Source organism: Heyndrickxia acidicola, assembly GCF_001636425.1.
In the GTDB taxonomy this organism is placed as follows: Bacteria; Bacillota; Bacilli; order Bacillales; family Bacillaceae_C; genus Bacillus_AE; species Bacillus_AE acidicola.
Map to the genome: position 1 here is coordinate 756,213 of NZ_KV440953.1, position 25,292 is coordinate 781,504.

Genomic DNA, 25,292 nt, shown 5'->3' on the forward strand with positions numbered 1-25,292 from the left:
AAAAAAGGTGATTAAAGTGAAAAGAGCTATCGTTGTTTACTTGGACTACACTCGTGGATTACTTCAGCAATTTGCATGCTTATATACATCCTTTAAATATGTTGACTGCAGTGATAACACGGACTTGGTTGTTTTTGGACCAAAAGCATCTTTAGATCTGGTCCCCAATGATTGTATTAAGGTCGAACTGAATCCACTTGAAGGTATATGGAAAAGCTACCGGTTTATCAATTCTTTGCATTGCATTAGCAGTGATAAATCAGAATTCCTTGCTGAGTATGATTACTTATTAAGGACTGACGTTGATACATTCCTAACACCAGCATGGAATCCGTACTTGCCAAATTTTTATACAGTGGGAATAGGAGCGTATTGCAACACAGAAAATGTATTAAAGAATATTAAACGTGTATCGGAGAAATTTGGGTTAAGACATCAGGGCCTTCATAATATTGGCTCTACTCATTATGGTGGTGCCATTAAAGTGATGGAGGTTTGTAAGCTAAGTGAACAAATTGCTTATTATTTACTAACTGAGGAATTTGCACAGGATGGAGGGGACTGGCCGGATTGGTTTTGTGGGGTTACTTCGATGTATAGTACTGAAATAGCTGTCAATCACTTGGTGGATAGGTTGAATATAGAACCAGATATCCTTGATTTTCCGAGTACCTCGACGAATTCTTTTTATCATCATCCCCATATCCATTGCTGGCACACTGATAACTTATTTTCAAAGTTTCAATACGGAGATGGAAAATATGACTCCATGCTGGACGATATCCATTCCATTGAGGTCAGGCAGTATTGCCTTAGAATGGCCCTTAAGGCAAAGAGAAGTTTACCTGGTTTGTATATCTAGCAAAGACAATATAGCTGTTCGTTATGGATGACTATTTATTCCGGAAGGAGAAATTTGAATCCCGTATATCCTCCATTCAATGTTATGATTGAATAATTATAAGAACAGTACGCCTCTTATTTTTAGGGCCTACTCCAAAGAGCTCCGTAAAAAAATTCGGATGAAAATGAATAATTTGATCAAGCCATTAAGCCCCCTGTCTTACCATTTTTTCAGTAGGGGTTTTTTCCTTTGGCTGTTTTCGTATAGATTGTTGTTTTTCGCAAAAGTGTTAAATTAGTGTGATGTGAGTCTTCGTGGCATCTCTTCGTAAGCAATTCACAGATTTACAACAAAGCTTGTGAATTTCCTTATTTTTTGTATTAAATTGCAACCAAGTTTACGAAAAGAGCCTTTCCTTTTAAAAATTGGAGTGCAGTTTCCAGTACCCTTTTATAACTACATAGAACAACACAACTCTATTAGCTCTTGTTAGTCAACCAGATAAAATAAAATAACTTGCCCTGGTTGTGTTTCGGATTAATCTTGTTTGTATAAGCTGTTTTTGCATAGAAGTTAATTATAGAAATAGGGGTAAACAACAAACATTTAATCAGAATTAAATTTAAAAAGGTTGAACTTTGGAGTTTAATGGTAATGTTTAAGATCCTTTATAATATCTAACTACTTACGGTGATAGTTTTTAAAGGAGAGGTAACCCGAATCATGAGGCAAAAGAAGGTAGTTTTTGATGTGAAAATTGGATTTCTTAATAAAATTCACCGACGTTATCATTGGTGTATAAAGTTTGTTTTGCATTTCAAAATAAATTCTAATTTTTCTTTTTTATAATGGCATTATTAAAGGACTCTATTGTTTATAGGTTCATCATGTGAGCAGATAGTAATAAAGAAATCTTTAGGGCCTTTATCATAAAAAGATGCAGCAAAATAATCATCAATGATCTTGACATTAAAGGAGAATGTAGTTATGGCAGATTGGAATGAAGTAAAATGATGAATCCAAAAGAAATCTATGACAAAAACAAATACTCAGCGATTGATAGAAATGAGAAAATGACAGCGTGGGCCGGCGCAGTCCTTTTTGTTTTTATCATAGCAGAGCTGCTGATTACGGCCAGCTTGCATGGACTGATTACAGAACATATTTTTGTTGGTATTCTTTTATCAGGGCCCCTTCTTATTAAGATCTACAGCACAGGCTATCGTTTTTTTCGGTATTATACAAAATCAAATGAGTTTGTACAAAATGGTCCGCCAAATTTTATCCTAAGGATATTAGCACCTTTTCTTGTATTATCAACCATATTGGTCTTTATCAGTGGGTTTGGGCTGGCTTTTGGACATGATGATCGTTTGTTCGGTAAAATTCACTCGGTTAGTGTGACGTTATGGATTCCACTGACAGCTATCCATGCATATGTATATATTCGCAGAGTTCCGCGTCTCATCGCATCCGATTGGAGAAATCAAACGAAAAACCAAAACAATGGAAATAAAGGACGTATTATAGTCAATCTAACTGCTCTAGCAGCAGGAACAATTGCTGCCATTGTATTGCTTCCACTATATGCAGAAGGCTGGGGACATTTTAGACTCCATCTTCCAGGGCCGCTTTTATTGGGTATCGTGGGTGCCGTAGTCGGGATATTTGCTGCTGTGCCGTTAATACGGTTAACCAATAAAGCCAAAACATTAGGATAATAATTGGCGGACAATCCCTTAAAGGCAGACTTGTAAACGAACTTAAATGGCAAAACTATCAGAAGAAAAGACACGAATTTATTTTGTGTCTTTTCTTTTTTATTGCACAAACTAACTGTTAAAGAAGAAGGAACATGAAAATAGGGATATGCCAATGGTGTCACTTTCTAGTTCCACAATCCAAAAATAAGAAAGGGGTAAGGTATATGAACAAAGACACTTCTAAATCCATTCTTATTGTGTTTGCCCTAACAGCATTACTTTCAACCTCATCAGCTCCAAAAGTATCTCCAAAGATATTTGAATTAAATGTAAAAGCCTCGGAAGCCACGGTAAAATCCCTGCCACTTGGAAAATTGGACCTTAATGGAAAAATAGTGAAAAAAAGGATTGCGAAGGGACTGATTTATACTCACATTGTGCACGGGAAACAATCAGACAAAGCAGTTTACATAGTGGATATTGCATTTCGATCTGAAAGAAGCGAAGCCGACGCCATTGCTAGACGTTTGAAATCTGATGGATTTAATCCAACAATAGAAACTATAACGAAAAGAGCAAATGATGACCCGGATCGAAGGCCGCTGGGATATCTTGTCCGTATGGGAGCTTTTCCGTTAGAAAAGGACGCAGAAACACTTCGGAAAAAGCTTTCTACTAAAGGATATAAAAATTTAATTGTTGTAAATTCTGAAGAGGATGGAGGAAACACTACCGGGCCATGGATTGTAAATGTTCTCGAAGTAACCCCTAAAATATTCAAAGGTAAAATTGTCCCAATACTGGGTACAGGAATTGTGCCTGGGCGGGAAAGAGTGAGCAGTATAGCAGCACGATCGAAGGCCATTGCAGCAATTAATGGCGGCTATTTTGTAATGGGAGCCTCGGCAGGGACGGTTGGAGACCTAGCAGGCGTTTCTATGATAAAGGGAAATTTAATCAGCGAGGCGTTTAAGGGCAGAACAAGCGTTATTTTGAAAGGGTTAGGAAGAAATGTTCAAATTTCAGGTGTTAAGACGGAGTTAACTGTCGTTTCTTCAGATGGATCAAAAACGTGTATTGATGGTTTAAACAGAAAACTACGCCATAGACGCAGCGGAAATGATGGGAATACAATAAGTTCAAATCTGGGTTATCAACATATCCCTTGTACAAATACCAATGAACTCATACAGTTTACTCCTGTGTTTGGACAATTCACAGAAGCTGGAGAAGGAACAGAGGCAGTACTGAATTCTAAAGGAATGGTAACGGAATTAAGGAATCGCCGCGGTGGAGCTATTCCAAGAAACGGGACAGTCCTTTCAGGGACAAAGGATGCATCTGATTGGCTGAAGTCTCATGCAAAGGCTGGAATGAAACTGGCTGTAAACACGACCATTTTAGCCGACGGAAAGGAGCTTCCAATTGACCAAACCACAGGAATTATTAATGGAGGTCCTCGTTTGCTTCGAAATGGTTCAATTGATATCCCTGCATTTGCTGAAGGATTCTTTTGGCGAAAGAATCCAGAGTCCTATTACCGGTTTGGAATCCGCCGGCATCCTCGCACCATGATGGGAGTGAAAGCGGATGGAAGTATCCTTCTCGTTACGGTTGACGGCCGCTATCCTGGAAATAGTATCGGGACAACATTAGAGGAAAGTGCAGAAATAATGAAATTCTTGGGTGCTGTTGATGCGGTTAATCTTGACGGCGGGGGCTCAACTACCATGACAATCGGTTCAAAGCTCGTCATGCATCCATCCGATCCAAAGGGGGAACGCCCGGTCGGAGATGCCATATTAATTATGCCATAATGGAAAAAAGCTGCCTGAATTTTTAGCAATCAGGCAGCTTTTTTGATTTTTTCTATCACATAATTTTCACACATTAGCTTGATAATTCCTTGTAAATTCCTTTCTATAATCAAATCAACATTAAAGCTATAACATTTGGATTACAAAAATCATGAAAACGTATTTCATTTCAAGGTAGTGATAAACGAAAGATATTGCTGCCAACCGACTATTTTATTGCAGCACATTCATTCTATTTTCGGAAAAAAAGGGGGACAAGGGTATGACGTCTTATGCTGCAGAATTTATGAACACTCAATTTTATATAGAGGTTTCCGATCAAACCGGTGAAGATTGGAAGAAGCACGTAAAAGAATGGTTTTATTATGTGGATTCTCAATGGTCAAGATTTCAAAAAAGGAATGAACTTAATCAAATTAATCAAGCACCGAAAGGAACAGAACTTATCCTTTCGCCGCCTTTATATGATGTGTTGCTGGCAGTCGACCAATACCGAATTCTTACTAATGACAGGTTTTCTCCGTATTTAAAAAATCATTGGAGCAGCAGGGCTAGAACCGAATCTTCCTCTTTACTCCATCTAAAGAAGCCTTAATATAAATATTATGAAACACCAGAAAAACTCCAGATACATATTATGAAAAAAGACACGCTGAGTTAATGATGTGCATTTTCATAAAGATATCTCATTTTGTTATCTCCAAATATTAGTGACAATTCCATTGCTTGCGGGTTAATTTTACATCATAGATGAAAGGATATACACCTATGCAAAATAAGAATGGGTTTAAAAATAGTGGAATAGAAATAGGTCTATATACACTGGGGGAGATAGCGGAAGATCCACATACGGGAAAAAAGATTAGTGCTGCACAAAGAATAAAGGAGATCATTGAAGCAGCTAAACTTGCTGATGATGCTGGACTTGATGTGTTTGGAATAGGCGAACATCACCGATTAGATTATGCTACTTCTGCACCGCCAGTTGTTTTGGCTTCCATTGCCCAAGCTACCAAACGAATAAAATTGACAAGTACCACCACAGTGTTAAGCACGGTAGATCCCGTTAGGCTTTTCGAAGATTTCGCTACCCTGGATTTGCTTTCCGATGGCCGGGCAGAAATAATGGCAGGCCGTGGTGCGTTCCTTGAATCCTTTCCCCTTTTTGGATATGACTTAAACGATTATGACGAATTATTCATGGAAAACATGGAATTATTCTTAAAACTAAACAAAAACGAGCGATTGACCTGGGATGGACAATTTCGCCCTTCATTAATAAATGCCGAAATAGCACCCCGCCCCCTGCAAAAGGAGCTGCCATTATGGATCGGTGTGGGAGGCACGTCAGAAAGTGCAATCCGTGCAGGAAGGCTGGGGGTTGGGATGGCCATAGCTATTCTCAGTGGTGATCCCGTAAAATATAAGCCGTTGGTTGATCTATACCTTAGAGCCGGTATGGAAGCTGGGCACGATTTAAAGGATTTAAAAGTTGGAGTTACGGGACATGGTTTTTTCTCAAGGACAACCCAACAAGCGAGAGATGAATTCTATCCCTATTATTCAAATTATTGGGCATATGTTAAACGGCAACATGGTATGAGCTTTCACTTAACAAGATCAGAATTCGACCAAATGACCGGCCCGGAAACCGCTTTATTCGTAGGCAGTCCGCAGCAGATTGTTGAGAAAATTCTCCAGCAGCATGAGCTCTTTGGGCACCAGCGTTTCCTGGCTCAGATAGACATAGGCGGTGTACCATTTAAGAAAGTAGCCGAGTGCATTGAACTCTTGGGGGCTGAAATTGCTCCAATTGTTCGGAAAGAAACAAGTAAGTGATTATTACTCCAAAGTTATGTTTTCAATAGAAGAAATGTGAATAGCATTAGAAAACGCGGAAGGTTTTTTGATAAGCTTTTTTCGGTAAACTGTGTTGCTGTTAGTGTAAAAGAAATATAGGAAACACAAGGTTTAAGCATGCAAACTTAGTGAATTAAGACGTAAAGATGCCACGATGACTTACTATATACAGATTTAACATTTTTATTTTAAAAAACAATCTATCGAAAACAGCCTTGTTATACAGCGGAAATCTTCTCTGTGAAGGACAGGTCACTCGCTTTTCTCTGTGGGTTGACCTTCATCGCCTCTAAAAGATACTTAACTTTTACCTTGATTCTCAATCCTCAAATCTCTATAACTTTTTCCTTCCTTCCTACAATCCAAACATGAACGTATTTTGCATGTGGTTTTTAAATTTTGATGTAGACACATACTATTGAGTGGTTTCTTTTTTTAAAAGTATAAAAATTAACAAAAAGATCGTGTTTCATGAAATAAGGTAAGTATATGCCAACAATAATAGACCCAATAGATTAACCTCAATCTCCCTATCTTCTCCCACATGCCAATAATCCTATTAAATACTGTAAAGTTGAGACTGGATCAAAATAGAGATTAACTAAAAACAAAAATATTAATATACTATGATTGGTGGTTTTAATCTTCAGAGGATGGGGGAGTAAGCAAAGGAATATGATTTGGGAACATAACCGTTTGTTCCAGCTGCTTTTAAAATTCAAGCTCACCCTGAGTAGAAAGAAAATAATCTATTTAAAAAAAAGGATCTAATTCGAATCCGTGGATTTTGTGTTTAAAATTCACAACAAGGACAAGCTCCAGCGTTTCATCCAGGATTCGACCACGCACGGCAATAAGAATTATCGGAGATATCTAACTGTTAACGATTTCCGCCAGCAATATGGAGCTAATGATGAAAGCATTAATAAGCTAACCCAGTATCTGCAGAGCTTTTGAATTACCACAAGCAAAGCATCAAATAATCTCATCGTAACAGCAAACGGAACAGCGGATGCGTTCAACAAAGCCTTTAATGTGACCTTGAAAAAAGAAAGCTACAAGGGAAAGGTATTTCATGGAACCAAAGATAATCAGACCCTTCCGGCATCCATCGGAAATGAACTGCTCTGTATCTTGGGGCTTTCCGATTATTCCAGTTTCACTGCTCATTCTGTGAAACAGCCCTTAACGGACAGCAGCGTTCCAAACGGGCCGCTTAGCCTCGGAACCAAGGATCTCGTGAACCAATACCACGTACAGCCTCTTTATGACAAAGGGGCAGCGGGTGCAGGACAGACGATCGGTATCGTGACGCTTGCGGACTTTAACACAGATGATGCCTACACTTACTGGCAAAAGGCAGGTATAAATGTGAAAAAAAACCGTATTACCAAAACGAATGTTGATGGTGGTTCTGGATGGGATGGATACGATGAAACAAGCTTAGACGTGGAGCAGTCTGGTGCTCTGGCGCCTCAGGCAGATATCCATGTGTTTATAGGCCGAACACGGATACAGGATTTGCCGATGCATTTGCAACGGCAATCGATGAAAACCAGGCAAAGCAGATCTCGGTTAGCTGGGTGAAAGCGAGACTGAGGTGAATTATTTTAGCCAATTGAAGGAAGAAGCTCCTCAGTATGCGGAAGTGTTCAATCAGCTGTTCATGCAGGCGGTTTCTCAAGGAATCAGCATGTTTGCCGAAGGGGCCTATGATGCGGCCCGTGCGTTTGGAGAATCATCTGGTGTTCCAGGAGAGACGTCATTATCCCCTTAAACATTTCGAACACGACGAGTAGAGAAAGACACCAATTTTGAATGGGATTTTTCACCGGACACCTGATATAAAGAAAAGTTCACGTACATCTTTGGAAGCAAAAGTAGCAACATCAGTAATGTCTGTTTCCACCACCAACCGGGACAAATGTAGTTTTAGGTGATACATATAATGTACTAATGAGTGGGACTTACGTTCTAGGCTCGTTTTAATGCTGAGTAATTTAGTTCTACTCTTCGCGGGAATCCCTATTGTTTGTTACTTTCTACCTCCTTGTCGCCAAGCGCGCCACCAGTAATTGCATCTGTAACCATACCGATTGGACCAAAAATAGAACCAAGTGTACCACCACCTATATCAGTACCGACTCCGTTTCCTACCGCTTCAATAGTGTCTTTTTGATCATCAATATCTTTTTGTCATCAGTCCAGTATTTCATTTATGTAAGCGTTGACATTTTACAGAATTTTAGTTAAATTTAAATTAATTAGGAACTGTCCAGACCACCTGGATACCAGGATAATAATCGGAAAGGCTTTTTTCTCATGAATTTTAATGAAATCAAAAAAAATCGTGTTTATGAACAAGTTATTGAGCAGGTTAAATATCTTTTGGAAATTGGGCAATTAAGGGCAGGAGATAAACTCCCTTCAGAGCGGGAATTGGCTGTATTGTTCAATGTTTCCCGTAGTGTAATCCGAGAAGCTATGACAGTGTTAAAAGCAAGTGGTGTTCTTAATATAAGGCCTGGAATTGGCGTCTTTATTGCTGCCGATGACGAGTCAAGCTTAGTTCGAAGGATGGATCGAGCGCTTAAAAAGGATGTGGCTAGTTTACAAGAGTTATTAGAAGTCAGACCTAGAGTGCCAAGCGGCGTATCTAGCTGCTCTTAGGTCTACACCGACCGATATTAAAAAAATAGAAGATGCATTCACATCCCTTGCGGAAGCTGTAAGTGAAGAAAGAGTAGCTGCACAAGAAGATTTTTCCTTTCATGAAGCTATTTTTCAGGCAAGTAAAAATGAAACACTTATGGAATTAATCCGTTTATTGTCAGATCGGTTACTAGTTGGTATTCAAGAAAGTAGAAGTAAATCCTTAAGACAACCAAGACGAGCTAAACTGGTTCTTGTAGAACATAGAGAAATTATGAAAGCAATCATCGATAAAAATGCAGATCTGGCCAGTAAATTAATGTTTGAACACCTTGAAAATGTAAAGATTCAAAATAAATAAAATAATAAGAAGGCGAAAAAAGTGTCAATAGATTATGAAAATATCTCCTTATATCGTATTAGAGTGCACAGAAAAGCTACTTTTATCAATAAATATGATATTCCATCAAAAGCAAAGTCTGCGCTTACTCAATTGACCGATGGTAAACGGTTTCGAAACCTGAGGCGTGGGGCCTCTATTGCCGTCACGGCAGGAAGCAGAGGTATGGCAAATAATGTTACTTTATTGAAATCAATTATTGCAGCTTTACGAGATCTGGGGTTTCAGCCATTCCTCTTCTCGGCAATGGGGAGTCACGGAGGAGGAACCGGAGAGGGTCAAGAGAAAATATTACAAAGCCTAGGGATTACTCCAAGTACAATGGGTTGTCCTGTATCTTGTTCAGGTGAGGTAAGGTTGTTGGAGGAATTTGATAGATTGGGTAAGAAAATTCCAGTCTACTGTGCAAAGGAAGCAATGGAAGCAGATGGAATCCTTGTTGTTAACCGGATTAAGCCCCATACATCTTTTCATGGCGACTATGAGAGTGGGTTATTGAAGATGATGACCGTGGGTATGGGCCGTGCTAAAGGAGCTGACGTTTTTCATAGTTTAGGAGCTGAATACCTTGCTGAAGCTGTTCCTCTTATTGGCAGCCGTATTTTAAAACTAGCTCCGGTTATCGGGGGAATTGGTATCGTAGAAAATGCCAATGAACAAACGGCTATCATTAGTGGAATACCAATTGAACGGATTTTTGAAGAGGAAAAGCAACTGTTAATTGAGGCAAAAAAACAAATGCCAAAACTACCCATAGAAAAAGCTGATATATGTATAGTTTGTGAGATGGGTAAAAATTTTAGTGGAACGGGTATGGATACAAATATTATCGGCCGCCTAAGGATTCAAGGAATACCTGAACCAACAGCACCACATTTTACATATCTAGGAGTCCTCAGACTTTCGGAACCTTCACATGGAAACGCAACAGGAATTGGGCTGGCCGATTTCACAACCAAAAAACTGGCTAAAGCAATCGATTCGAAATCTACTTATCTGAACTGTTTAACTAGTGGATTTGTAATCCGGGCATCTGTACCAATGAACTTTGAAACTGATCGGGAATTGGTGCAAGGTGCCTTGCAAGCATTAAAGTACGATGGGGTTATCAGTCTAAGGTTAATTATTATAAAAAATACTTTGAATATAGATGAGTTGTGGGTAACAAAGGCAATCTTTGATGAACTAAAAGTGGATGAAACAATAGAGTTTGTAGAGGAATTACCCTCTATCCCGTTTGATTCAGAGGGTAACTTGGTTTTGATGGAATAGAAAAGAGGCGTACAGTGAAATGGAAAAACGGCAGATCCAAGAAATAAAGAAGATAATTGCAAAGGGAAGAGTTTTAACGGATTCCAGTGATCTTTATAGTTACTCTTTTGATGGTTCTTTTGGTACATATATTCCAGATGTCGTTGTTCAAGCAAAAGATGTGCAGGAGATAGCACAGTTAGTTAAATTTGCAAATCATGAACTTATTCCGATTACTCCAAGGGGGCAAGCAACATGTCTAAGTGGTGGCCCTTTACCTGTAAGAGGAGGGATTGTTCTAGATATGTCAACGATGAAGGATCTCTTGGAAATTGATGCTGAAGATTTAGTGGCAATTGTTTCACCAGGAGTTCTTACTTCAAACATTCATAAGGCTGCTGAGAAATTTGGATTGATGTACCCACCGGACCCTAGTAGTTCACATGTGTCAACAATTGGGGGTAACCTCGCCGAGAACTCTGGCGGTCCCCGTGGATTAAAATACGGTGTCACAAAAGATTATGTAATTGGCTTAGAGGTTGTTACACCCCAAGGAGCAATTATTAAAACTGGGGGTAGAACTGTCAAAAACGTGACTGGATATGATTTAACAAAACTCATTGTAGGATCTGAAGGCACTCTTGGCATTATTACGAAAGCCATATTACGCTTAATTCCCAAACCACCTGCATCAGAAACAGTAATGGCTATCTTTGATAGTCTAGTTGATGCTGGAGCAGCTATTTCAAAGATTTTAATATCGGGGATTTTGCCCTCAAAATTGGAGTTAATGGACCAAGCATCCATGCAAGCAGTAGAAGATTATGAACCATTAGGCTTACCAATTAATGCTGAAGCGATGATATTAATTGAGTTGGACGGACATCCTGTAGCTGTTCGTGATGAAGCTAAACATGTATCCAAAGTTTGCATGGATGTAGGTGCAAGAGAAGTAAAAATTCCGCAGTCACAAAGTGAAAAGGATGAAGTATGGAAAGCGAGAAAGCTGGTTTCCCCAGCTATTGTACGAATCAAACCGACCAAAATATCCGAGGATGCAACCGTTCCTCGCAGTAAGATTCCAGAGATGTGTCGGCGTCTCCAAGAGATTAAGAAAAAATATAATATACATCTAGTCATTTTTGGCCATGCGGGTGACGGTAATTTACATCCAAATATTATAGCTAATAAATCAGATAAAGAAGAAATGAAACGGGTTGAACAGGCAGTAACGGAAATTTTTCAATCTGCAATAGACCTCGGGGGGACACTATCTGGCGAGCATGGTATTGGGACAATGAAATCCCCTTTTATGAAGATGGAATTAGGTGAAATCGGTTTAGAAATGATGAAGCGGATTAAGGAAGCTTGGGATCCAAATAATATACTTAATCCTGGGGAAATTTTCCCTGAACCGGGGCAAAAGCTGGTGTTAAGTGAATGATAAAAGACCTGGAACAACTTAAAAAAGAAATGAAATATGAAAAAACATTGAATTGTGTCCAATGTGGTTACTGTCTGCCTGTTTGTCCAACATATGTCACAATAAGTAAGGAAACTCACTCCCCAAGAGGAAGAATTAATTTGGTCAAGATGGTCGGCGAAGGAAGGATTACAGATTTGTCTGTTCTTGAAGAACCAATGAATTTGTGCCTTGCTTGCCGAGCATGTGAAACGGCATGTCCAACTGGAGTTGAGTACGGACAAATTCTGGAAGCTGCCCGTGCAGTACTCGCTAAGACAAGAAAGGACTCTTTCTCTACCAAAATTTTAAAAAATACCCTTTTGAAAAGGGTTATACCAAGCCATAATATCATGAACCAGATTGGAAATGCTCTGTGGATATATGAGAAAAGCGGATTACAGAAAATGATTCGAAAGTCTGGAATCCTGAAAAAACTTCCTGCTCACCTTGGTACCTTTGAATCTATTATCCCATCAGCAGTATCACCTAGGGAACGTGCAAAGCTGCCTAAGCGGGTAAAGGTAAAGGGGACCTTTGACAACGAGAGGGATAGAACCCCTAAACATAACAGCGAGGAGAGTCTGAAACTATGACTAAAAAGTATACAGTTGCCTTTTTTACGGGCTGCATTATGGATGTAATGTTTCGGCGCATTAACCAATTGAGTATAAAACTCCTAACTGAAGTAGGGTGTGAGATAGTGGTGGCAGATAATCAGACATGTTGTGGAGCACTTCATGCTCATACCGGGGATCCTGTTCAAAGCAAAGTCCTTGCAAAGCAAAATATTGATGCCTTTGAAAAGGAGAATGTGGACTTTATTGTAAATAATGCGGGTGGGTGCGGTGCTATGCTCAAGGAGTATGACCACCTTCTTGAGGATGAACCTGAGTGGGCAGAACGTGCAAAAAGATTTGTAAAAAAATCGAAGGATATATCAGAAATTTTAGTGTTATGCGGCGGTATTCGCGGTATGAACCATTCACCTGAGCGGGTCACGTATCAACCGTCGTGTCATATGACCAATGTTCAAAAAGTAACTAAAGAACCAGTACAAATTATTCGAAGTATCCCAAATGTGGAATTAATTGAAATGAATGAAGCGGGAATGTGTTGTGGCTCCGCTGGAGTTTACAACATTGTCCATTATGATGTTTCAATGGCAATTCTGGATCGAAAGATGGAAAATGTAAAAGAAACAAAGGCAACCACGATCATTACTACAAATCCAGGATGTCTTCTTCAGATGAAATTAGGTATTGAAAGGGAAGGGCTATCCGACAAAGTGAGAACACTCCATCTTGTTGAATATCTGGCTGAAGCGGCTGGTATTTCATAGATATTTTCAAATAAATGGTCTGGTAAAAGGGGTAGTTACAATCATTACATTTTTATGTTAAGGAGGTGGGACTTATAAAAGAAAAGGAGAACAAATGGTAATCTTATTTCCCAAACCATGTGGTTTTATCCAAGACTGACAAGAATAAATATTGTCAGGTGGATTTAGTAGGGTATATAAGGCTTTAATGGGTGCATACAGCAGCGGATAAATTTTTTCTCCTAGAACAGATTCCTAGATATCACCCTATTTAATAGTAAAATCTTAAGTTTGATAAATTACTGGAATTAAACGGAACTAGAAAGAATCTGGGTAATTTAAAATGGACTAATTTAGAGGTTGATTCACCGATTATTAAAAAGGTTGTTATAAAATATTTTTCTAATCATATTAATCATGTTTGTGATTTTTGGCATTTTTAGTCTAAGAAATATTTTGGGATTTTCATTTCAAAACAATGGGGTGGCTGAATTGAATGCTATAAACAAGAAAGAAAGTAATCAATATAATGTGAAACTTGATACAGGTACCAAGACAAACTTTCGTTGGTGGTTTGCTGTCGTATTGTGGTTCTTATTACTTGTCTCGTACATCGATAGAACTAACATTTCTATTGCGGGACCTTTTATGATTAAATCGGGTGTTGTAACCCCAGCGATGTTAGCGCTTGCAAATAGTTTGTTTCTTTTCATGTACGGTTTATCTAACATCTTTGGTGGATATTTAAGTGATAAATTTGGGGCAAAAAAAATAGCGATTTTTGCTTTAACCTGGTGGTCTGTTATGACGTTATTTACTGGTATAATCTGGAGTTCGCTTGCCCTAGTATTTTCACGAGTTCTACTTGGGTTAGGAGAGGGAATGCATTGGCCGCTAAATTCAAAATGGGTGAAAGCATGGTTTCCACAGCATGAACGGGCTAGGGCCAATATGTTCTGGGAGTTTGGATTAACGATGGGTCCAATTATTGCCGGACCATTTATAACTTATTTAATTGTTTCTTCTGGTACTTGGAAAACTCCTTTTATTGTTATGGCTTTAGTTGGTTTAATCGTAATGATTCCTATTATACTCTTTTTTATAAAAGACCGTCCTGAACAAAGCAAATATGTGTCATCAGCCGAACTTGAATATATTAATGCTGATAAAGAAAAAGATGACGATAATAATCCAGAGAAAGTCACCGTTGGAAGTATACTTAAAAAAGGTGACTTTTGGCTGTTGTTATTAAACTGGTCTGGTATGGCAACAATCTTTTACGGTATATTATTCTGGCTTCCTTCATATCTTCAAGAAGTTCGACATCTTTCAGTTAAAATGACTGGAATTTGGTATATGCTTCCTTATATAATGATGACAGTGTGTATTATCTTAACGGCCTTTGCTAGTGACCGATTTATGAAAAGATCGATCTTTGCATCTATAGGAACGTTTGTCGCTGGAATTGGTTTATTATTAGGAACGCATACGAATAATTTGGTAATAGCCATGATCTTAATCTCTATTTCAAGTGCAATGAATGGAGTCGTTCTACCAACTGTTTGGAGCTCCCTTCAAAAAATGTTCCCAAGCCGAAATGTTGGGGCAGGTGCTGGTTTATTAAATGGTCTTGAAAATATTATCGCCGCAGTTGGAACTTATATTTTAGGTATTTCCTTTAACATTGGATTCCCTTACCTAATTATTTTTGCCTTTGTTGGCGGGATTAGCGGGTTAATTCTTGCTAAAAAGGGATATTGATTTTTGTAAAAACATTGGGGTAGTGAACATGTGAGAGTTAAATATGTTTACTTCCCCTTTACCACGGTTCTACAAAAGCAAAATATTTTGAGTTAATTAATTGTGTTGTACTGGCAATTATGGAAAGATAACGCACCACCTTTAGATTGGTATTCTGGACTCAATTAAAGATTTAAAAAATAGAAAAAAGGTTGAGCCCTTTCATTGTCTTTGTAAAATACATCTTATAAACCCTTGATTTCAAGGGTTTTTGAATGTTTGAGAATGAAATTCATGTGAGTTGTGAATTTTAAAAAAGTGGTTAATAAGGAAGAAGGTACTAACTTTGATTTTTATTTTAAATTTAATTCTGGGAAGGAAATCTTTTTTGAAATTAAATATATGGAAGATAAATTTGGAAAAGTAAAGTAACGGATAGTGAAACCTAACGAGAAAAGTATACAAAAATATATAAAAATCGCTTTTTAGGAATGGTCGCGTGTATTGCTCTTTGCCGCTAAGAAACAAATTCAAATGGCAAAGTACGATAGAAAATTAACAAGTGAAATGGTGAAATTTGCCCTTGAAATATCGTCTTTTACATATTGATAAGTTATTGGGTAAAAAAGAAAGACAATGATTTGAACTTTACAGTTGATAGAGAGCTTTTTGACTGTGTAGATCAAAAACGCAAAGAGCATTTTTGACTTTTTATGGATAAAATTCGGGATTATGACATAGAAGAAGATTTTGAGTAATAGTTGTAAGAAAATAACAAACAGAACTGATTTCAAATTTTGACCCTAATTTATTTAGTGTCTTTTTCTTTTTTAGGGTAAACTTATCCATATCACAAACTATAACTAAAAGTAGGTGATCCAATGCCAACGAACAATAAAGCCAATCGATTAATCGATGAAAAATCCCCATATTTATTACAACACGCACACAATCCAGTTGACTGGTTTCCTTGGGGAGAAGAAGCCTTTGAAAAAGCAAGACAGGAAAACAGGCCCGTTTTTGTGAGTATCGGGTACTCAACTTGCCACTGATGGCACGTAACCTAGGGACACTTTAATTAAACCATTTAAAAAAAGGGACCATTCAACAAGATCCCTTTAAAAATAAAATTAATTAGTGGCTTGAAAACCTTTTAATACTACTTTTTCTTTGTGTTTGCCAGATGATATTGATGTGGCTCCTTCTATTCCGCCTATTATTGTACCAGCACCTGCTATACCATTAAGAACTGCGTGCCCAGCAGCCATACCACTACCGCACCTATGTGCTAACAAGTATTTGATTTGACACAAATCCTTGAGAAAGAGCAGCTGCCTAGAACACAGGAGATTGCTTAAGTTACTTAATGCTAAGTCATGGGACTAATCAATCCTTAAGAAATTTAAAAGAAAAGAGACAGGAGGAAGACAATATGTATCTTACACACAGAGATGAAGAAATACTTGATATGTTTTATGGTATCATTCATAATAGCTAGCTCCTTTCGTAATGTAGCTCTGATTTGGTTTGTTTTTTCCAGTAAACAGTGTAACCAAATAAACCTACGGTGTTACGAGTAAGGAGCTAGTTTCGTTCATGATAACTTTAGGACTCTGTTGACAAATCAGAGTTTGAGAAGGGACATTGACAGGTTTTCTTAGGCAAAGAGTACAGATCCTTTGTCCCCATTCATTTTATATAATATCCAAAGGTATTTTTCTTGTTGGTTTTGGAAATACCTCGTCAAGCCTGTTCAGATCTTCTATGGTCAATTGAATAGTAGCAGCTTGAGCATTGGCTAAAACATGTTCTTCCTTAACAGCTTTTGGGATAGCAATTACGTTGTTTGAACGAATGACCCATGCAAGAGCAATTTGTAATGGCTCCACATTGTATTTTTCTGCAATCTCAATGATGATTGGATCGCTTAGTAATTGTCTTCTTAAGCTCCCTCCCTGAGCCAGGGGACTATAGGCCATAATTGGCATGTTATGTTCATGATGCCATGGTAGGAGATCATAATCAATTCCTCTAGAGCCTAGATGATATAACACTTGATTTGCCACACACTTTTTTCCGTTAGCGGTATCCCACAACTCTAACATATCATCCGTATCAAAATTAGAAACTCCCCATCTTACAATTTTACCATCCTTGCGCAGTCTCTCCATTCCTTCAATCGTTTCTGCCAAAGGAACACGACCTCTCCAGTGTAAAAGATACAAATCAAGATGATCTGTTCCTAGTCGTTTTAGACTATTTTCACATGCGCTTTCAATCAAATTTAACCCGGAATGATGAGGATATACTTTCGATACTATAAAAACTTTATCTCTACGCCCCTTGATTGCCTCACCAACTAAACGTTCGGAATCGCCATTTCCGTACATTTCAGCCGTATCGATCAGCTTCATGCCTAGTTCTATTCCAAGTTGCAAAGCTTTGATTTCTTTGTTTTTCGATTGAGGATTTTCACCCATGTACCATGTTCCTTGGCCAATACTTGGAAGAAAGGTTCCATCAGGTAAAGTTACTACACGTTTTTCAATTGAATGCTTAATTCTCAATATTTTTTCATGGTCACGTAAACTCATTTTCATCATTCCTTTCATATCTCAGCTTGTTTTTCATGCACTGCAATTCTTCAATTATTAACATTTATTGAAAAATTGGATTGTTATTTAAAAAATAAATGTGGCTATACATTGTTGTAGTATAGCCACAAAAATAACATTATAATGCTCACTTACACCAAGTGAGCCCCGCCATCAATAAGAAGAACAGTACCAGTTGTAAAACCATTTTTCACTAAGTACACGTAGGCCTCAGCAATGTCTTCAGGCTGTGCCACGCGATTAACAGGTAACTGCTGTGCAATGTTGCTGTATAAATTTGTCTTTGCTCGTCAGGCAATCCTCCATAGAGTGGAGTGTCTACGATACCAGGTCTACTGAAAGCCCTCTAACCAATCCATGGATCGCTGAATTGATCGAAGCAAGTGTTGTTGCCTCCTGTGGTGGACGGACTCCATAAACACCAGAGGTCAATGTGATAGAACTGGTATCATTTAAGTACGAAATAGCAGCACGAACCGCTAGTACTGCCCCAAAAACTTACTATCAAACGCTTCTCTAACATCCGCAACAGGTAAGTCACTAAAATGACCCATTGCACCTTCCCCTGCAATAATAAAAATATTATCAGAAACTGTTGGTATAGAGACCCTTACGGGAATAAGTGTGAAAATAAAGGGATTTCAGAAAGTAAAATTATTGATAGTATACTTAATGAGATTAGAATGTATAGAAATGAATTAGCTGCTTTGATTAATAAGGAAGTGGGGAATGATAAGAAGAAGATTGCACTTCAGAAAAGTATAACATTATTAGAGAAAGAACTAAAAGGGATTCATATCAAGTTTGATAGGATATTCGACCTTTTAGAAGACGGAGTATACTCTAGAGAGGAGTATATTGAAAGGAAAGAAAAGCTAAAAAACAAACAAAAAGATATTGAAAGTGAGTTGCTAATTTTACGGAAGCAATTCAAAAATCAAGATTCTATCGCTGATAAAGACAAAGTTAAAATATTGGATTTGGTTTTAAATAACTTTAATAAAATTGTGGAAGAGCAGGATATAAACAAACTGTTCAAATCTATAATAAGTCATGTGGAACTGTCGAGAGTGTCAAATGAAGATGAAGGACAAAATTTTCTTTAAGCCCTATTGAAGCCAATAAAAATCAACCTAAAAAATTCAATTGAAAGAAGGTGATGCCACCATGACTAAGAATAATAAAATAGCCAATAGACTTATACATGAATAATCTCCATATCTCTTACAACATGCATACAACCCGGTAAATTGGTTCCCTTGGGGAACTGAGGCTTTTGAATTGGATTCGCTGATGGAGGAAAAAGAGAAACAAATCAAGTCAAAAATTCAGGTGATTTAACCTCTATTTACGTTCTTGAAGAATACCAAGGACAAGGAATAGGGAAAAAACTTGTAGATAAATTAGTTGCTCATTTTCAGGAGAGAGGATTCCAAAAAGTTTTTGTAGAGATATTAGAGGATAATAAATCCCGGTTCTTTTATGAAAAAATGAATGCAATTTTTTCGGGAAAAACAACTGTTGTTATACAGGGGGAAGAACTGAATTTAATTATCTATGAGTGGGAAAATCCAAATTTGTTCTAATACATATTTAGATAACCATTATTCAATGCCAAGAGTAAATCGGCTGCCACAACTGGGAGCTTTTTTTCTTATGTCGCTAACGGAGCAGTTTAGTGAAAGAGGGGAAGTGACAGATTGTCTAGAATTATTTTTATAAAGGGAATGTAAAAGAGGGAATAAAATGAAAGTAAAAATTTGGAAATATTTCTGCACAACTTTTATTTTATGGATTTTTATTGCATGGTTTAATATTTACATGCACCGTCAAGGAACTGAGTTTTCTATGGTTCTAAACGAAGCATTTTTTCCATTATTGTCAGGATTAGGTTTAACTGTCACTTGCAGTATTTTTATTTTTCTTTTTGTTAAAATTAAAAAGAAAGTTGCAGTTATACTGTTGGTACTAGCATTAGTAATATCTATATGTTTAACAATTTTCTGTGCTATTTCGGGTTGGAATGAATATAGTCATTACAACGAAAAAAACATTGAAGTGGTGCATGCTACGATTACAATGAAACATAAAGACACAGCAGGAAAAGGGGTTGATTATTATATTTATCTAAACAACGATAAAAAAGGATATTTAATCGATTCCTACATATATGACCAGATTAAAGAGGGGGACAAAATATATGTACGTTTTCTAAAAGTTAGTAAGAACGATAAAAGATTGATTAATCTTACAGATGAAAATGGTTACTATTTTTTCAAAATAAAATAAAAAACCTATTGCGTTAATAGTTTTCAGTATTGCCCCTTATTTTTACGGGCTATAATTTCACAAAAACGGGGCTGTTTTTCGGCAGTCCTTTTTTCATTATCGTTCTTCAACTAAAGGGTGCAAGAGCTCAATTAAGCGTTGCTGAGGCAGCGTTTTTTCTTTTTGAACTAAAGGGGCAGCATTCCTGTAATGAAGGAAAATGGAGTTTGAACAAAAAAATAACCTCTTGGTAGAATGAGAGAGTCCTGACGCCGGCAAGCAAAAAGGACAATTTCTCAAACACCAGGAGGCTTTAAGATGAATTATAACCAGAATAAGAAGATTGCTCAAATCACTTCTCAAACTCTTATTATAGGAGTCGATATTGCGAAGTTCAAGCACGTAGCACGTGCCCAGGACTTCAGGGGAATAGAGTTTGGATCTCCTTTTCAATTTGAAAATACAAAGGAAGGTTTTGAGTGTTTTCTAAAATGGATTATGGAAATCAAAAAAGAACAGCGAATGGAAAAAGTTATGGTTGGCATGGAGCCAACGGGTCACTACTGGTTTAATCTCGCTCATATGTTAAAAGAAAACAGGATTAAATTCGTCGCTGTAAACCCCTTGCACGTCAAGAAAAGCAAGGAGTTGGATGATAACTCACCTACCAAGAATGATGTGAAAGATGCAAGGGTCATAGCCCAGTTGGTCAAGGACGGAAGATACGCCGAACCTACGATACCGCAAGGGTTTTTGCAGAACTCCGTGTGGCAAAGAAAATACGCGATCTTTTAACTGAAGACCTTCAAACGGTCCAAGGACAGGTACACAACTGGATTGACAGGTACTTTCCGGAGTTTCTGAAGGTGTTCAAGAAGTGGGAAGGCAAGGCCGCGTTACAATTCTTAAAGCTTTATGCCTTACCACATGAAATAGTTGAATTTACCGAAGATGAATTGCTCGTTCATTTAAGAAAATCCGTATCCCGTAGTGTTGGATTAAACAAGATCCGGGAGTTAAAGCAGGCAGCCAGTAAGTCCATCGGACTTCGACAAGGTGCTGAAATGGCCAGGCTTGAGCTAAAAACCATTTTGGCTAAGTACGAATTAATCCAATCTCAATTCGAAGAATTGGATGCAAAAATAGATGGTCTGCTTGATGAAATACTAGGCGTACAACAAATGTTGGCGATAAAAGGTGTGGGCAGGGATACAATTGCCGGCTTCTTAGCTGAAGTAGGGGATTTAGGCGAATACAATCATCCCCGGCAAATTATCAAGCTGGCCGGCTTAAGCCTAAAAGAAAATACATCCGGTAAGCACAAAGGAAAAACGACCATCACAAAAAGAGGCCGGAAGAAACTGAGGGCCCTGTTATTCAGGGTTTGTATGATTCTCGTTGCCAAAAATTCCGCATTCAAGGCATTACATGCGTACTATACTCAACGTCCAGATAATCCATTAAAGAAGATGCAGTCCCTGATCGCTTTGTGTAACAAACTAATCCGGATTCTCTTCAGTATTGGTAAAAAGCAATTTGAATTTAATGAAGATAAGATGTTAAAGGACATTCCTCATTTGGCATTACCCGGGAAGACGGAAATGGCAGCATGACTCTGGTTTAGTGTAGAAAACTAATAGTTCTTGTTTTATAGATTTTGGAGACATTTGAAGCACGGATTAGTCGGCAAAGCAACTAAATTACGGGCTTGGACCCTGTGGGGCAGCATGGCTGACATCCACCTCATGGAAAGGTTGGACGAAGGAATTTGAGAGCGAAGACTCTGTGAGGCATGGGAGGGTTGACCTCCATGAGTAAATGTGGACATCCACCAGTGCAGTTATTTTTTCACTCATCCACCATTTTCTGTAATGGATTGGTTAATGGATTATAGCTCTTTTTTCTCACTCTGTCCAAAAATATCCTTTCAAGTGAAGATCCTCCAGCTATAAAGGCATTTACCGTTTGGTAAACAACTATGAAATTCTAAGAAAACATGAGTAAATCGGCGTTTTCGCTTCTTTTATTGAGGGAGGTTAGTTCAACATCAAAAAAGTATGTCAGAAGATTGACCTAACTCCTAATGGAAGAACTTTAACGGAAATTACACTTTTAACAAGTAAATAAAGATCGAATAAGAAGCACAAGGGGGTTATTGCGGGTGCTTGAAGCCAAGAAGGGGTCGGGCAGATTGCGCTTGAAGTGTATAAAAAAAGACCTACCCCTTAGGCAAGTCAAGTGCTTGGTATGCTAACTGATATTTTCCTCCCTCAGCAACTTCTGCATGGTACAAAGCCTTAAGGGCAAAGTTTTTCTCAAGGTCGAGTTGTTCCATCATTTCTTTTAAACGGTTTTGCAATTCTTTATTTTCTTTGATGAGCTGTTTCATTTGCGATTTAATGTACTTCAAGTGATATTTAACTCCTTTCAATCCCATATATGCTATCAAGTATAGCATTAACATTATCAGGTAATCTAAATTTAGTCCTGTTTCTCCGGCAAACTACACATCTTCTTCAACCATGAAAATAGTTTTTCCTCTATATTGGAAAAAAGGCAATGACTAAGAAGACTCTGCTCAATCTTCAAAAAATAGAGGAGAGCGTTAATTTAATAATCCTATGGATTGGGTGGACTGTATTAAGGTCAGTATCAGTATTGACACGCCTAACCATTTTCATTCTCTGTGGTGAATCGCTGATTTGTGTGGTTCATAGGTGGCTAACAGGTGCTTAGTACAATATCTCCTGAGATTGTGAAATATTGTACTTAAACTATAGGGTGGTAATCCCCCCTCTCTATAGGAGAGTTTTACAATTATGTAGTTGAAGTTTTTAATAGTAGAACAAACTTTGTAATGTGGCGGTGGGAATCGAACCCACATAAGGGCTTTTGCCCGAAACTTATACTGCTACCTGCAGGAAAAGGACTCGAACCTTTATATTGCACCAAGCACCACAAGATGTATATTACTATACGAATTGCACTTGTAGAACATTTTTTGTCTTTAAAAAAACTGCTAAATTAAAATAGCAGTCAATGTTAATGAGCATCAAGGAGTAGAAGAATATCTTGATGAATGTTGTGCTTGACCAGGATATCGCTACAAAATACTTATCTCTTGCAATGAGTAAATATTCCCATTTACTCATCATAGTGCTGTAGCCTACTTCAGATAGGACTAAACACTCATGCAGGTTAAGGGTAATACTATTGGTGAGAATAACAAATCAATTAAAAGATGTTTTTGAATTGGGAACTACGTATTTGTCTCTACTTCGTATCCAGCCTATAAGCAGTAACGAGGTAGGTTAGCACAAGAAGAGGTATTTTTTTCAGTATAATGAAATATTGTCCTGAGGATATGTATTAGTGTTAAAAGTAGAACTCGGTGTGGATGAATATACTTGTTAACCTCCTGATTTTGATGATTTAGAGGACTTAGAAAAGGCAGACAAATAACCTGTGAGAGTAATTTTATTAGATATCAAAGAAATAAAGTGTTGAATTCCTCTCACTATATGGTACAACTCCAATTAAGCAGAGATGGACACTTAGGGCTTGGAAACGAATAATAAGATTAGCTCATAAATACCATAGTGGACTTCATTATCATTTAATTCGATCCATCATTCAACCATTTTCACAAACATTTGAATTGTATTAACGCCAGATAGTTGTAAAACGAACGTTGAATGTGCCGATCTTGATACGACTGATAAATATAAAAAATTATAAATTAGAGTATCTAGCTTCAGGCTTCTTTTTATTTATCTCACTAAAGGGCATTAAGTTTGTGGGACTATGTACTTTAGTAGGACCAAAAACTAAGAATTCCACTATCATTGTTGGCAGCTTTTTTCTTACGAACGGGTGTAAGAGCCAAAGATACGGATGAATATTTGGAGGCTTATGACAAAAGTAAGTTTAATTGCACAAAAAAGTATAATAAGCTCAAAAGTTCTGTATGGCTTTAATGTGAATATTATTGAAGTAAGGCTAAGATTGCATTCATCTTTGCCAGTGTTCATCAAGTAAAGCAATTTAAAAAACAGGGGGAACTTATGAATAATGTAATAAGAGTATCATCAAAATCAAACCCGAATTCTATTGCAGGTGCAATTGCAGGCGTAATAAGAGAAAACGGAAATACAGAAATTCAAGTTATCGGAGCAGGTGCTTTAAATCAAGCGATTAAAGCCATTGCGATTGCAAGAGGATTCCTAGCTCCTAGTGGTCTGAATCTGGTACTAATTCCTGCATTTACAGACGTAGTAATCAATTATGAAAATAGAACAGGAATCAAATTATTGATTGGTCCTAGAAAAAAAGATAGTTATGCGATGAAACCATATAAACGATAATTCGGAAATTCCTCTAAATTTGTTAGCTTGTTGTACAACGGGTGTAAAGTAAAAAGCAATGGTACGATGCTTTGCTTTAAAAATATATCTTTATGCTTCCTGTCTATATTTCCTGTCTAAGCAAACGACTCAACTTTGCATAAACTCAGTAATCCCACTTTTTTATGTTCCATTATGCTGTGGTAAATATATTCAACCATCTTCATGGAATTTGTTGTCATTTTTTCTCTTTTTATACCCTATTTAATTCTTCTTCAAAGAAAAAGGTATTTGGATATTCTTTCACAATGTAAGAGTACCTTTTCATATTTTTAACATACTGGCATTTATAGATTGTTACTGCTTCGCCGGACGATTTAATTTTCACTTCTTCCCCAATAGTAAAACCACTTTCCCTCATTCTCTCACCCTCTCTTTAATCCATACTTTATAATATAATTTTGGCAGTGCTTTTCAATATTATCCAGTTATTTAGGTTGAATTAGCTGTTTTTGATCAATATAAGTGATAAAAGCTCAATATCTTGGACACAAAAGTTAAATTTTACTGTTACTTCTGCACAATCTTTCTACTTCATCCGTGATCAAGTAGTTGAACGCTCACGTATTGGTTTGCGAATGTACCACTGTTCATCACGTGGCAGGGATATGTAAAGCAGGAATTAAAAAAATTGCTCATGACCCTGAAACCATTACCAGGCAGTGTTTTGAAGGAAAATAAATTGCTAATGTTCATGACACATGGAATAGTTTTTAGTATAGAGGTCATTAGTACTTTTAATTATTACTTTGTTGACTCTAATATAGAAACAAAAAACCAAATATTTAGTTTTACAACTTTTTTGTACAACCATGCATCTGTTTGTTCCATTTTCATGGGAAAGAGATGGACTTTTCTTGGAATAGTATGCGGCTATAAGAAATGGTGCGATTTGCAAATGCCAGTATTTATTAAATTCCCACCCTTGTTTAGCTGTAATAATGGTAAACATAACC

At 37.5% G+C, this 25,292-nt stretch carries 23 protein-coding genes and 5 pseudogenes; 22 read left to right on the top strand and 6 right to left on the bottom strand.

Annotated elements, in window-relative coordinates; all coding sequences use genetic code 11:
- The first annotated feature begins 16 nt into the window (after positions 1-16).
- The 16 genes and pseudogenes from A5N88_RS03565 to A5N88_RS24035 all read left to right on the top strand — a co-directional run.
- Complete coding sequence (locus A5N88_RS03565; RefSeq protein WP_066263126.1) at positions 17-862, top strand: DUF7164 domain-containing protein; 846 nt, start codon at positions 17-19, stop codon at positions 860-862.
- A 992-nt stretch (positions 863-1,854) separates the two neighbouring features.
- On the top strand, positions 1,855-2,565 hold the full coding sequence (locus A5N88_RS03570) for a hypothetical protein (RefSeq protein WP_066263128.1): 711 nt from the start codon (positions 1,855-1,857) through the stop codon (positions 2,563-2,565).
- Positions 2,566-2,771: 206 nt separating this feature from the next.
- Positions 2,772-4,364: a phosphodiester glycosidase family protein gene (locus A5N88_RS03575; RefSeq protein WP_066263130.1), complete on the top strand. Its 1,593-nt coding sequence runs from the start codon at positions 2,772-2,774 to the stop codon at positions 4,362-4,364.
- A gap of 262 nt (positions 4,365-4,626) precedes the next feature.
- The gene (locus A5N88_RS03580) at positions 4,627-4,959 is read left to right on the top strand and encodes an FAD:protein FMN transferase (protein ID WP_066263133.1); all 333 of its coding nucleotides are present in this window, start codon (positions 4,627-4,629) and stop codon (positions 4,957-4,959) included.
- 173 nt (positions 4,960-5,132) lie between these two features.
- Positions 5,133-6,203 carry an LLM class flavin-dependent oxidoreductase gene (locus A5N88_RS03585; RefSeq protein ID WP_066263135.1) on the top strand — a complete coding sequence of 357 codons (1,071 nt, stop codon included), beginning with the start codon at positions 5,133-5,135 and terminating at the stop codon, positions 6,201-6,203.
- 810 nt (positions 6,204-7,013) lie between these two features.
- A pseudogene (locus tag A5N88_RS03590) lies at positions 7,014-7,811 on the top strand (protease pro-enzyme activation domain-containing protein).
- Between the two features lie 13 nt (positions 7,812-7,824).
- Positions 7,825-8,001: a hypothetical protein gene (locus A5N88_RS24680; protein ID WP_157090589.1), complete on the top strand. Its 177-nt coding sequence runs from the start codon at positions 7,825-7,827 to the stop codon at positions 7,999-8,001.
- 545 nt (positions 8,002-8,546) lie between these two features.
- Positions 8,547-8,894 carry a FadR/GntR family transcriptional regulator gene (locus A5N88_RS03595; RefSeq protein WP_066263140.1) on the top strand — a complete coding sequence of 116 codons (348 nt, stop codon included), beginning with the start codon at positions 8,547-8,549 and terminating at the stop codon, positions 8,892-8,894.
- A 25-nt stretch (positions 8,895-8,919) separates the two neighbouring features.
- On the top strand, positions 8,920-9,237 hold the full coding sequence (locus A5N88_RS25405) for a FadR/GntR family transcriptional regulator (protein ID WP_232317617.1): 318 nt from the start codon (positions 8,920-8,922) through the stop codon (positions 9,235-9,237).
- A gap of 21 nt (positions 9,238-9,258) precedes the next feature.
- Complete coding sequence (locus A5N88_RS03605; RefSeq protein WP_083953004.1) at positions 9,259-10,548, top strand: nickel pincer cofactor-dependent isomerase, group 22; 1,290 nt, start codon at positions 9,259-9,261, stop codon at positions 10,546-10,548.
- A 19-nt stretch (positions 10,549-10,567) separates the two neighbouring features.
- The gene (locus tag A5N88_RS03610) at positions 10,568-11,971 is read left to right on the top strand and encodes an FAD-binding oxidoreductase (protein WP_066263144.1); all 1,404 of its coding nucleotides are present in this window, start codon (positions 10,568-10,570) and stop codon (positions 11,969-11,971) included.
- Positions 11,972-12,000: 29 nt separating this feature from the next.
- Positions 12,001-12,585 carry a (Fe-S)-binding protein gene (locus tag A5N88_RS26340; RefSeq protein ID WP_328006991.1) on the top strand — a complete coding sequence of 195 codons (585 nt, stop codon included), beginning with the start codon at positions 12,001-12,003 and terminating at the stop codon, positions 12,583-12,585.
- Complete coding sequence (locus tag A5N88_RS26345) at positions 12,582-13,331, top strand: (Fe-S)-binding protein (RefSeq protein WP_328006989.1); 750 nt, start codon at positions 12,582-12,584, stop codon at positions 13,329-13,331. Before A5N88_RS26340 ends, A5N88_RS26345 begins: the two co-directional genes overlap by 4 nt.
- A 471-nt stretch (positions 13,332-13,802) precedes the next feature.
- Positions 13,803-15,071, top strand: a complete 1,269-nt coding sequence (locus A5N88_RS03620; RefSeq protein WP_232317518.1) for an MFS transporter — start codon at positions 13,803-13,805, stop codon at positions 15,069-15,071.
- A gap of 297 nt (positions 15,072-15,368) precedes the next feature.
- The gene (locus tag A5N88_RS26475) at positions 15,369-15,482 is read left to right on the top strand and encodes a PGN_0703 family putative restriction endonuclease (RefSeq protein WP_412733850.1); all 114 of its coding nucleotides are present in this window, start codon (positions 15,369-15,371) and stop codon (positions 15,480-15,482) included.
- A gap of 449 nt (positions 15,483-15,931) precedes the next feature.
- Positions 15,932-16,099: pseudogene (locus tag A5N88_RS24035) on the top strand (DUF255 domain-containing protein); the annotation flags it as partial.
- A gap of 81 nt (positions 16,100-16,180) precedes the next feature.
- Here A5N88_RS24035 and A5N88_RS24685 read toward each other — a convergent pair.
- The 4 genes and pseudogenes from A5N88_RS24685 to A5N88_RS26480 form a co-directional block, all read right to left on the bottom strand.
- The gene (locus A5N88_RS24685) at positions 16,181-16,318 is read right to left on the bottom strand and encodes a hypothetical protein (protein WP_157090590.1); all 138 of its coding nucleotides are present in this window, start codon (positions 16,316-16,318) and stop codon (positions 16,181-16,183) included.
- A 426-nt stretch (positions 16,319-16,744) separates the two neighbouring features.
- Positions 16,745-17,644 (bottom strand): aldo/keto reductase, encoded by a 900-nt coding sequence (locus A5N88_RS03625; RefSeq protein ID WP_083953007.1) that lies wholly within the window; start codon positions 17,642-17,644, stop codon positions 16,745-16,747.
- A 152-nt stretch (positions 17,645-17,796) separates the two neighbouring features.
- Positions 17,797-17,934 (bottom strand): annotated as a pseudogene (locus A5N88_RS25720) (SDR family oxidoreductase); the annotation flags it as partial.
- A gap of 49 nt (positions 17,935-17,983) precedes the next feature.
- A complete protein-coding gene (locus A5N88_RS26480) occupies positions 17,984-18,130 on the bottom strand; it encodes a Rossmann-fold NAD(P)-binding domain-containing protein (RefSeq protein WP_437177131.1) in 147 nt (48 codons plus the stop codon).
- A gap of 218 nt (positions 18,131-18,348) precedes the next feature.
- Between A5N88_RS26480 and A5N88_RS03630 the strand changes: the two genes are divergently transcribed.
- The 5 genes and pseudogenes from A5N88_RS03630 to A5N88_RS03640 all read left to right on the top strand — a co-directional run bounded on the left by A5N88_RS03630 (position 18,349) and on the right by A5N88_RS03640 (position 21,546).
- Entirely contained in the window at positions 18,349-18,771 is a 423-nt protein-coding gene (locus tag A5N88_RS03630; protein ID WP_157090591.1) for a hypothetical protein, read from the top strand.
- Positions 18,772-18,832: 61 nt separating this feature from the next.
- A pseudogene (locus A5N88_RS26485) lies at positions 18,833-18,946 on the top strand (DUF255 domain-containing protein); the annotation flags it as partial.
- A complete protein-coding gene (locus A5N88_RS24050; RefSeq protein ID WP_083953008.1) occupies positions 18,946-19,251 on the top strand; it encodes a GNAT family N-acetyltransferase in 306 nt (101 codons plus the stop codon). The pseudogene A5N88_RS26485 and the gene A5N88_RS24050, both read left to right, overlap by 1 nt.
- Positions 19,252-19,411: 160 nt before the next feature.
- Entirely contained in the window at positions 19,412-19,954 is a 543-nt protein-coding gene (locus tag A5N88_RS03635) for a hypothetical protein (protein ID WP_066263149.1), read from the top strand.
- 297 nt (positions 19,955-20,251) lie between these two features.
- A pseudogene (locus A5N88_RS03640) lies at positions 20,252-21,546 on the top strand (IS110 family RNA-guided transposase).
- A 605-nt stretch (positions 21,547-22,151) separates the two neighbouring features.
- Here A5N88_RS03640 and A5N88_RS03645 read toward each other — a convergent pair.
- Complete coding sequence (locus A5N88_RS03645; protein WP_066263151.1) at positions 22,152-22,343, bottom strand: hypothetical protein; 192 nt, start codon at positions 22,341-22,343, stop codon at positions 22,152-22,154.
- Positions 22,344-23,997: 1,654 nt separating this feature from the next.
- Between A5N88_RS03645 and A5N88_RS03650 the strand changes: the two genes are divergently transcribed.
- Positions 23,998-24,297: a stage V sporulation protein S gene (locus A5N88_RS03650; protein WP_066263152.1), complete on the top strand. Its 300-nt coding sequence runs from the start codon at positions 23,998-24,000 to the stop codon at positions 24,295-24,297.
- A gap of 232 nt (positions 24,298-24,529) precedes the next feature.
- Here A5N88_RS03650 and A5N88_RS25410 read toward each other — a convergent pair whose 3' ends face one another.
- Positions 24,530-24,697, bottom strand: a complete 168-nt coding sequence (locus A5N88_RS25410; protein WP_198160171.1) for a hypothetical protein — start codon at positions 24,695-24,697, stop codon at positions 24,530-24,532.
- Positions 24,698-25,292: the final 595 nt, after the last annotated feature.

Excerpts from the sequence above, each read along its gene's own strand:
- A5N88_RS03625 (WP_083953007.1), bottom strand. The coding sequence starts at position 17,644 with ATGAGTTTACGTGACCATGAAAAAATATTGAGAATTAAGCATTCAATT.
- A5N88_RS03570 (WP_066263128.1), top strand. The coding sequence starts at position 1,855 with ATGATGAATCCAAAAGAAATCTATGACAAAAACAAATACTCAGCGATT.
- A5N88_RS03610 (WP_066263144.1), top strand. The coding sequence starts at position 10,568 with ATGGAAAAACGGCAGATCCAAGAAATAAAGAAGATAATTGCAAAGGGA.
- A5N88_RS03580 (WP_066263133.1), top strand. The coding sequence starts at position 4,627 with ATGACGTCTTATGCTGCAGAATTTATGAACACTCAATTTTATATAGAG.
- A5N88_RS25410 (WP_198160171.1), bottom strand. The coding sequence starts at position 24,697 with ATGAGGGAAAGTGGTTTTACTATTGGGGAAGAAGTGAAAATTAAATCG.
- A5N88_RS03630 (WP_157090591.1), top strand. The coding sequence starts at position 18,349 with ATGTATAGAAATGAATTAGCTGCTTTGATTAATAAGGAAGTGGGGAAT.
- A5N88_RS24685 (WP_157090590.1), bottom strand. The coding sequence starts at position 16,318 with ATGGCTGCTGGGCACGCAGTTCTTAATGGTATAGCAGGTGCTGGTACA.
- A5N88_RS03585 (WP_066263135.1), top strand. The coding sequence starts at position 5,133 with ATGCAAAATAAGAATGGGTTTAAAAATAGTGGAATAGAAATAGGTCTA.
- A5N88_RS26340 (WP_328006991.1), top strand. The coding sequence starts at position 12,001 with ATGAAATATGAAAAAACATTGAATTGTGTCCAATGTGGTTACTGTCTG.
- A5N88_RS03650 (WP_066263152.1), top strand. The coding sequence starts at position 23,998 with ATGAATAATGTAATAAGAGTATCATCAAAATCAAACCCGAATTCTATT.
- A5N88_RS03595 (WP_066263140.1), top strand. The coding sequence starts at position 8,547 with ATGAATTTTAATGAAATCAAAAAAAATCGTGTTTATGAACAAGTTATT.
- A5N88_RS26345 (WP_328006989.1), top strand. The coding sequence starts at position 12,582 with ATGACTAAAAAGTATACAGTTGCCTTTTTTACGGGCTGCATTATGGAT.
- A5N88_RS03575 (WP_066263130.1), top strand. The coding sequence starts at position 2,772 with ATGAACAAAGACACTTCTAAATCCATTCTTATTGTGTTTGCCCTAACA.
- A5N88_RS03635 (WP_066263149.1), top strand. The coding sequence starts at position 19,412 with ATGAAAGTAAAAATTTGGAAATATTTCTGCACAACTTTTATTTTATGG.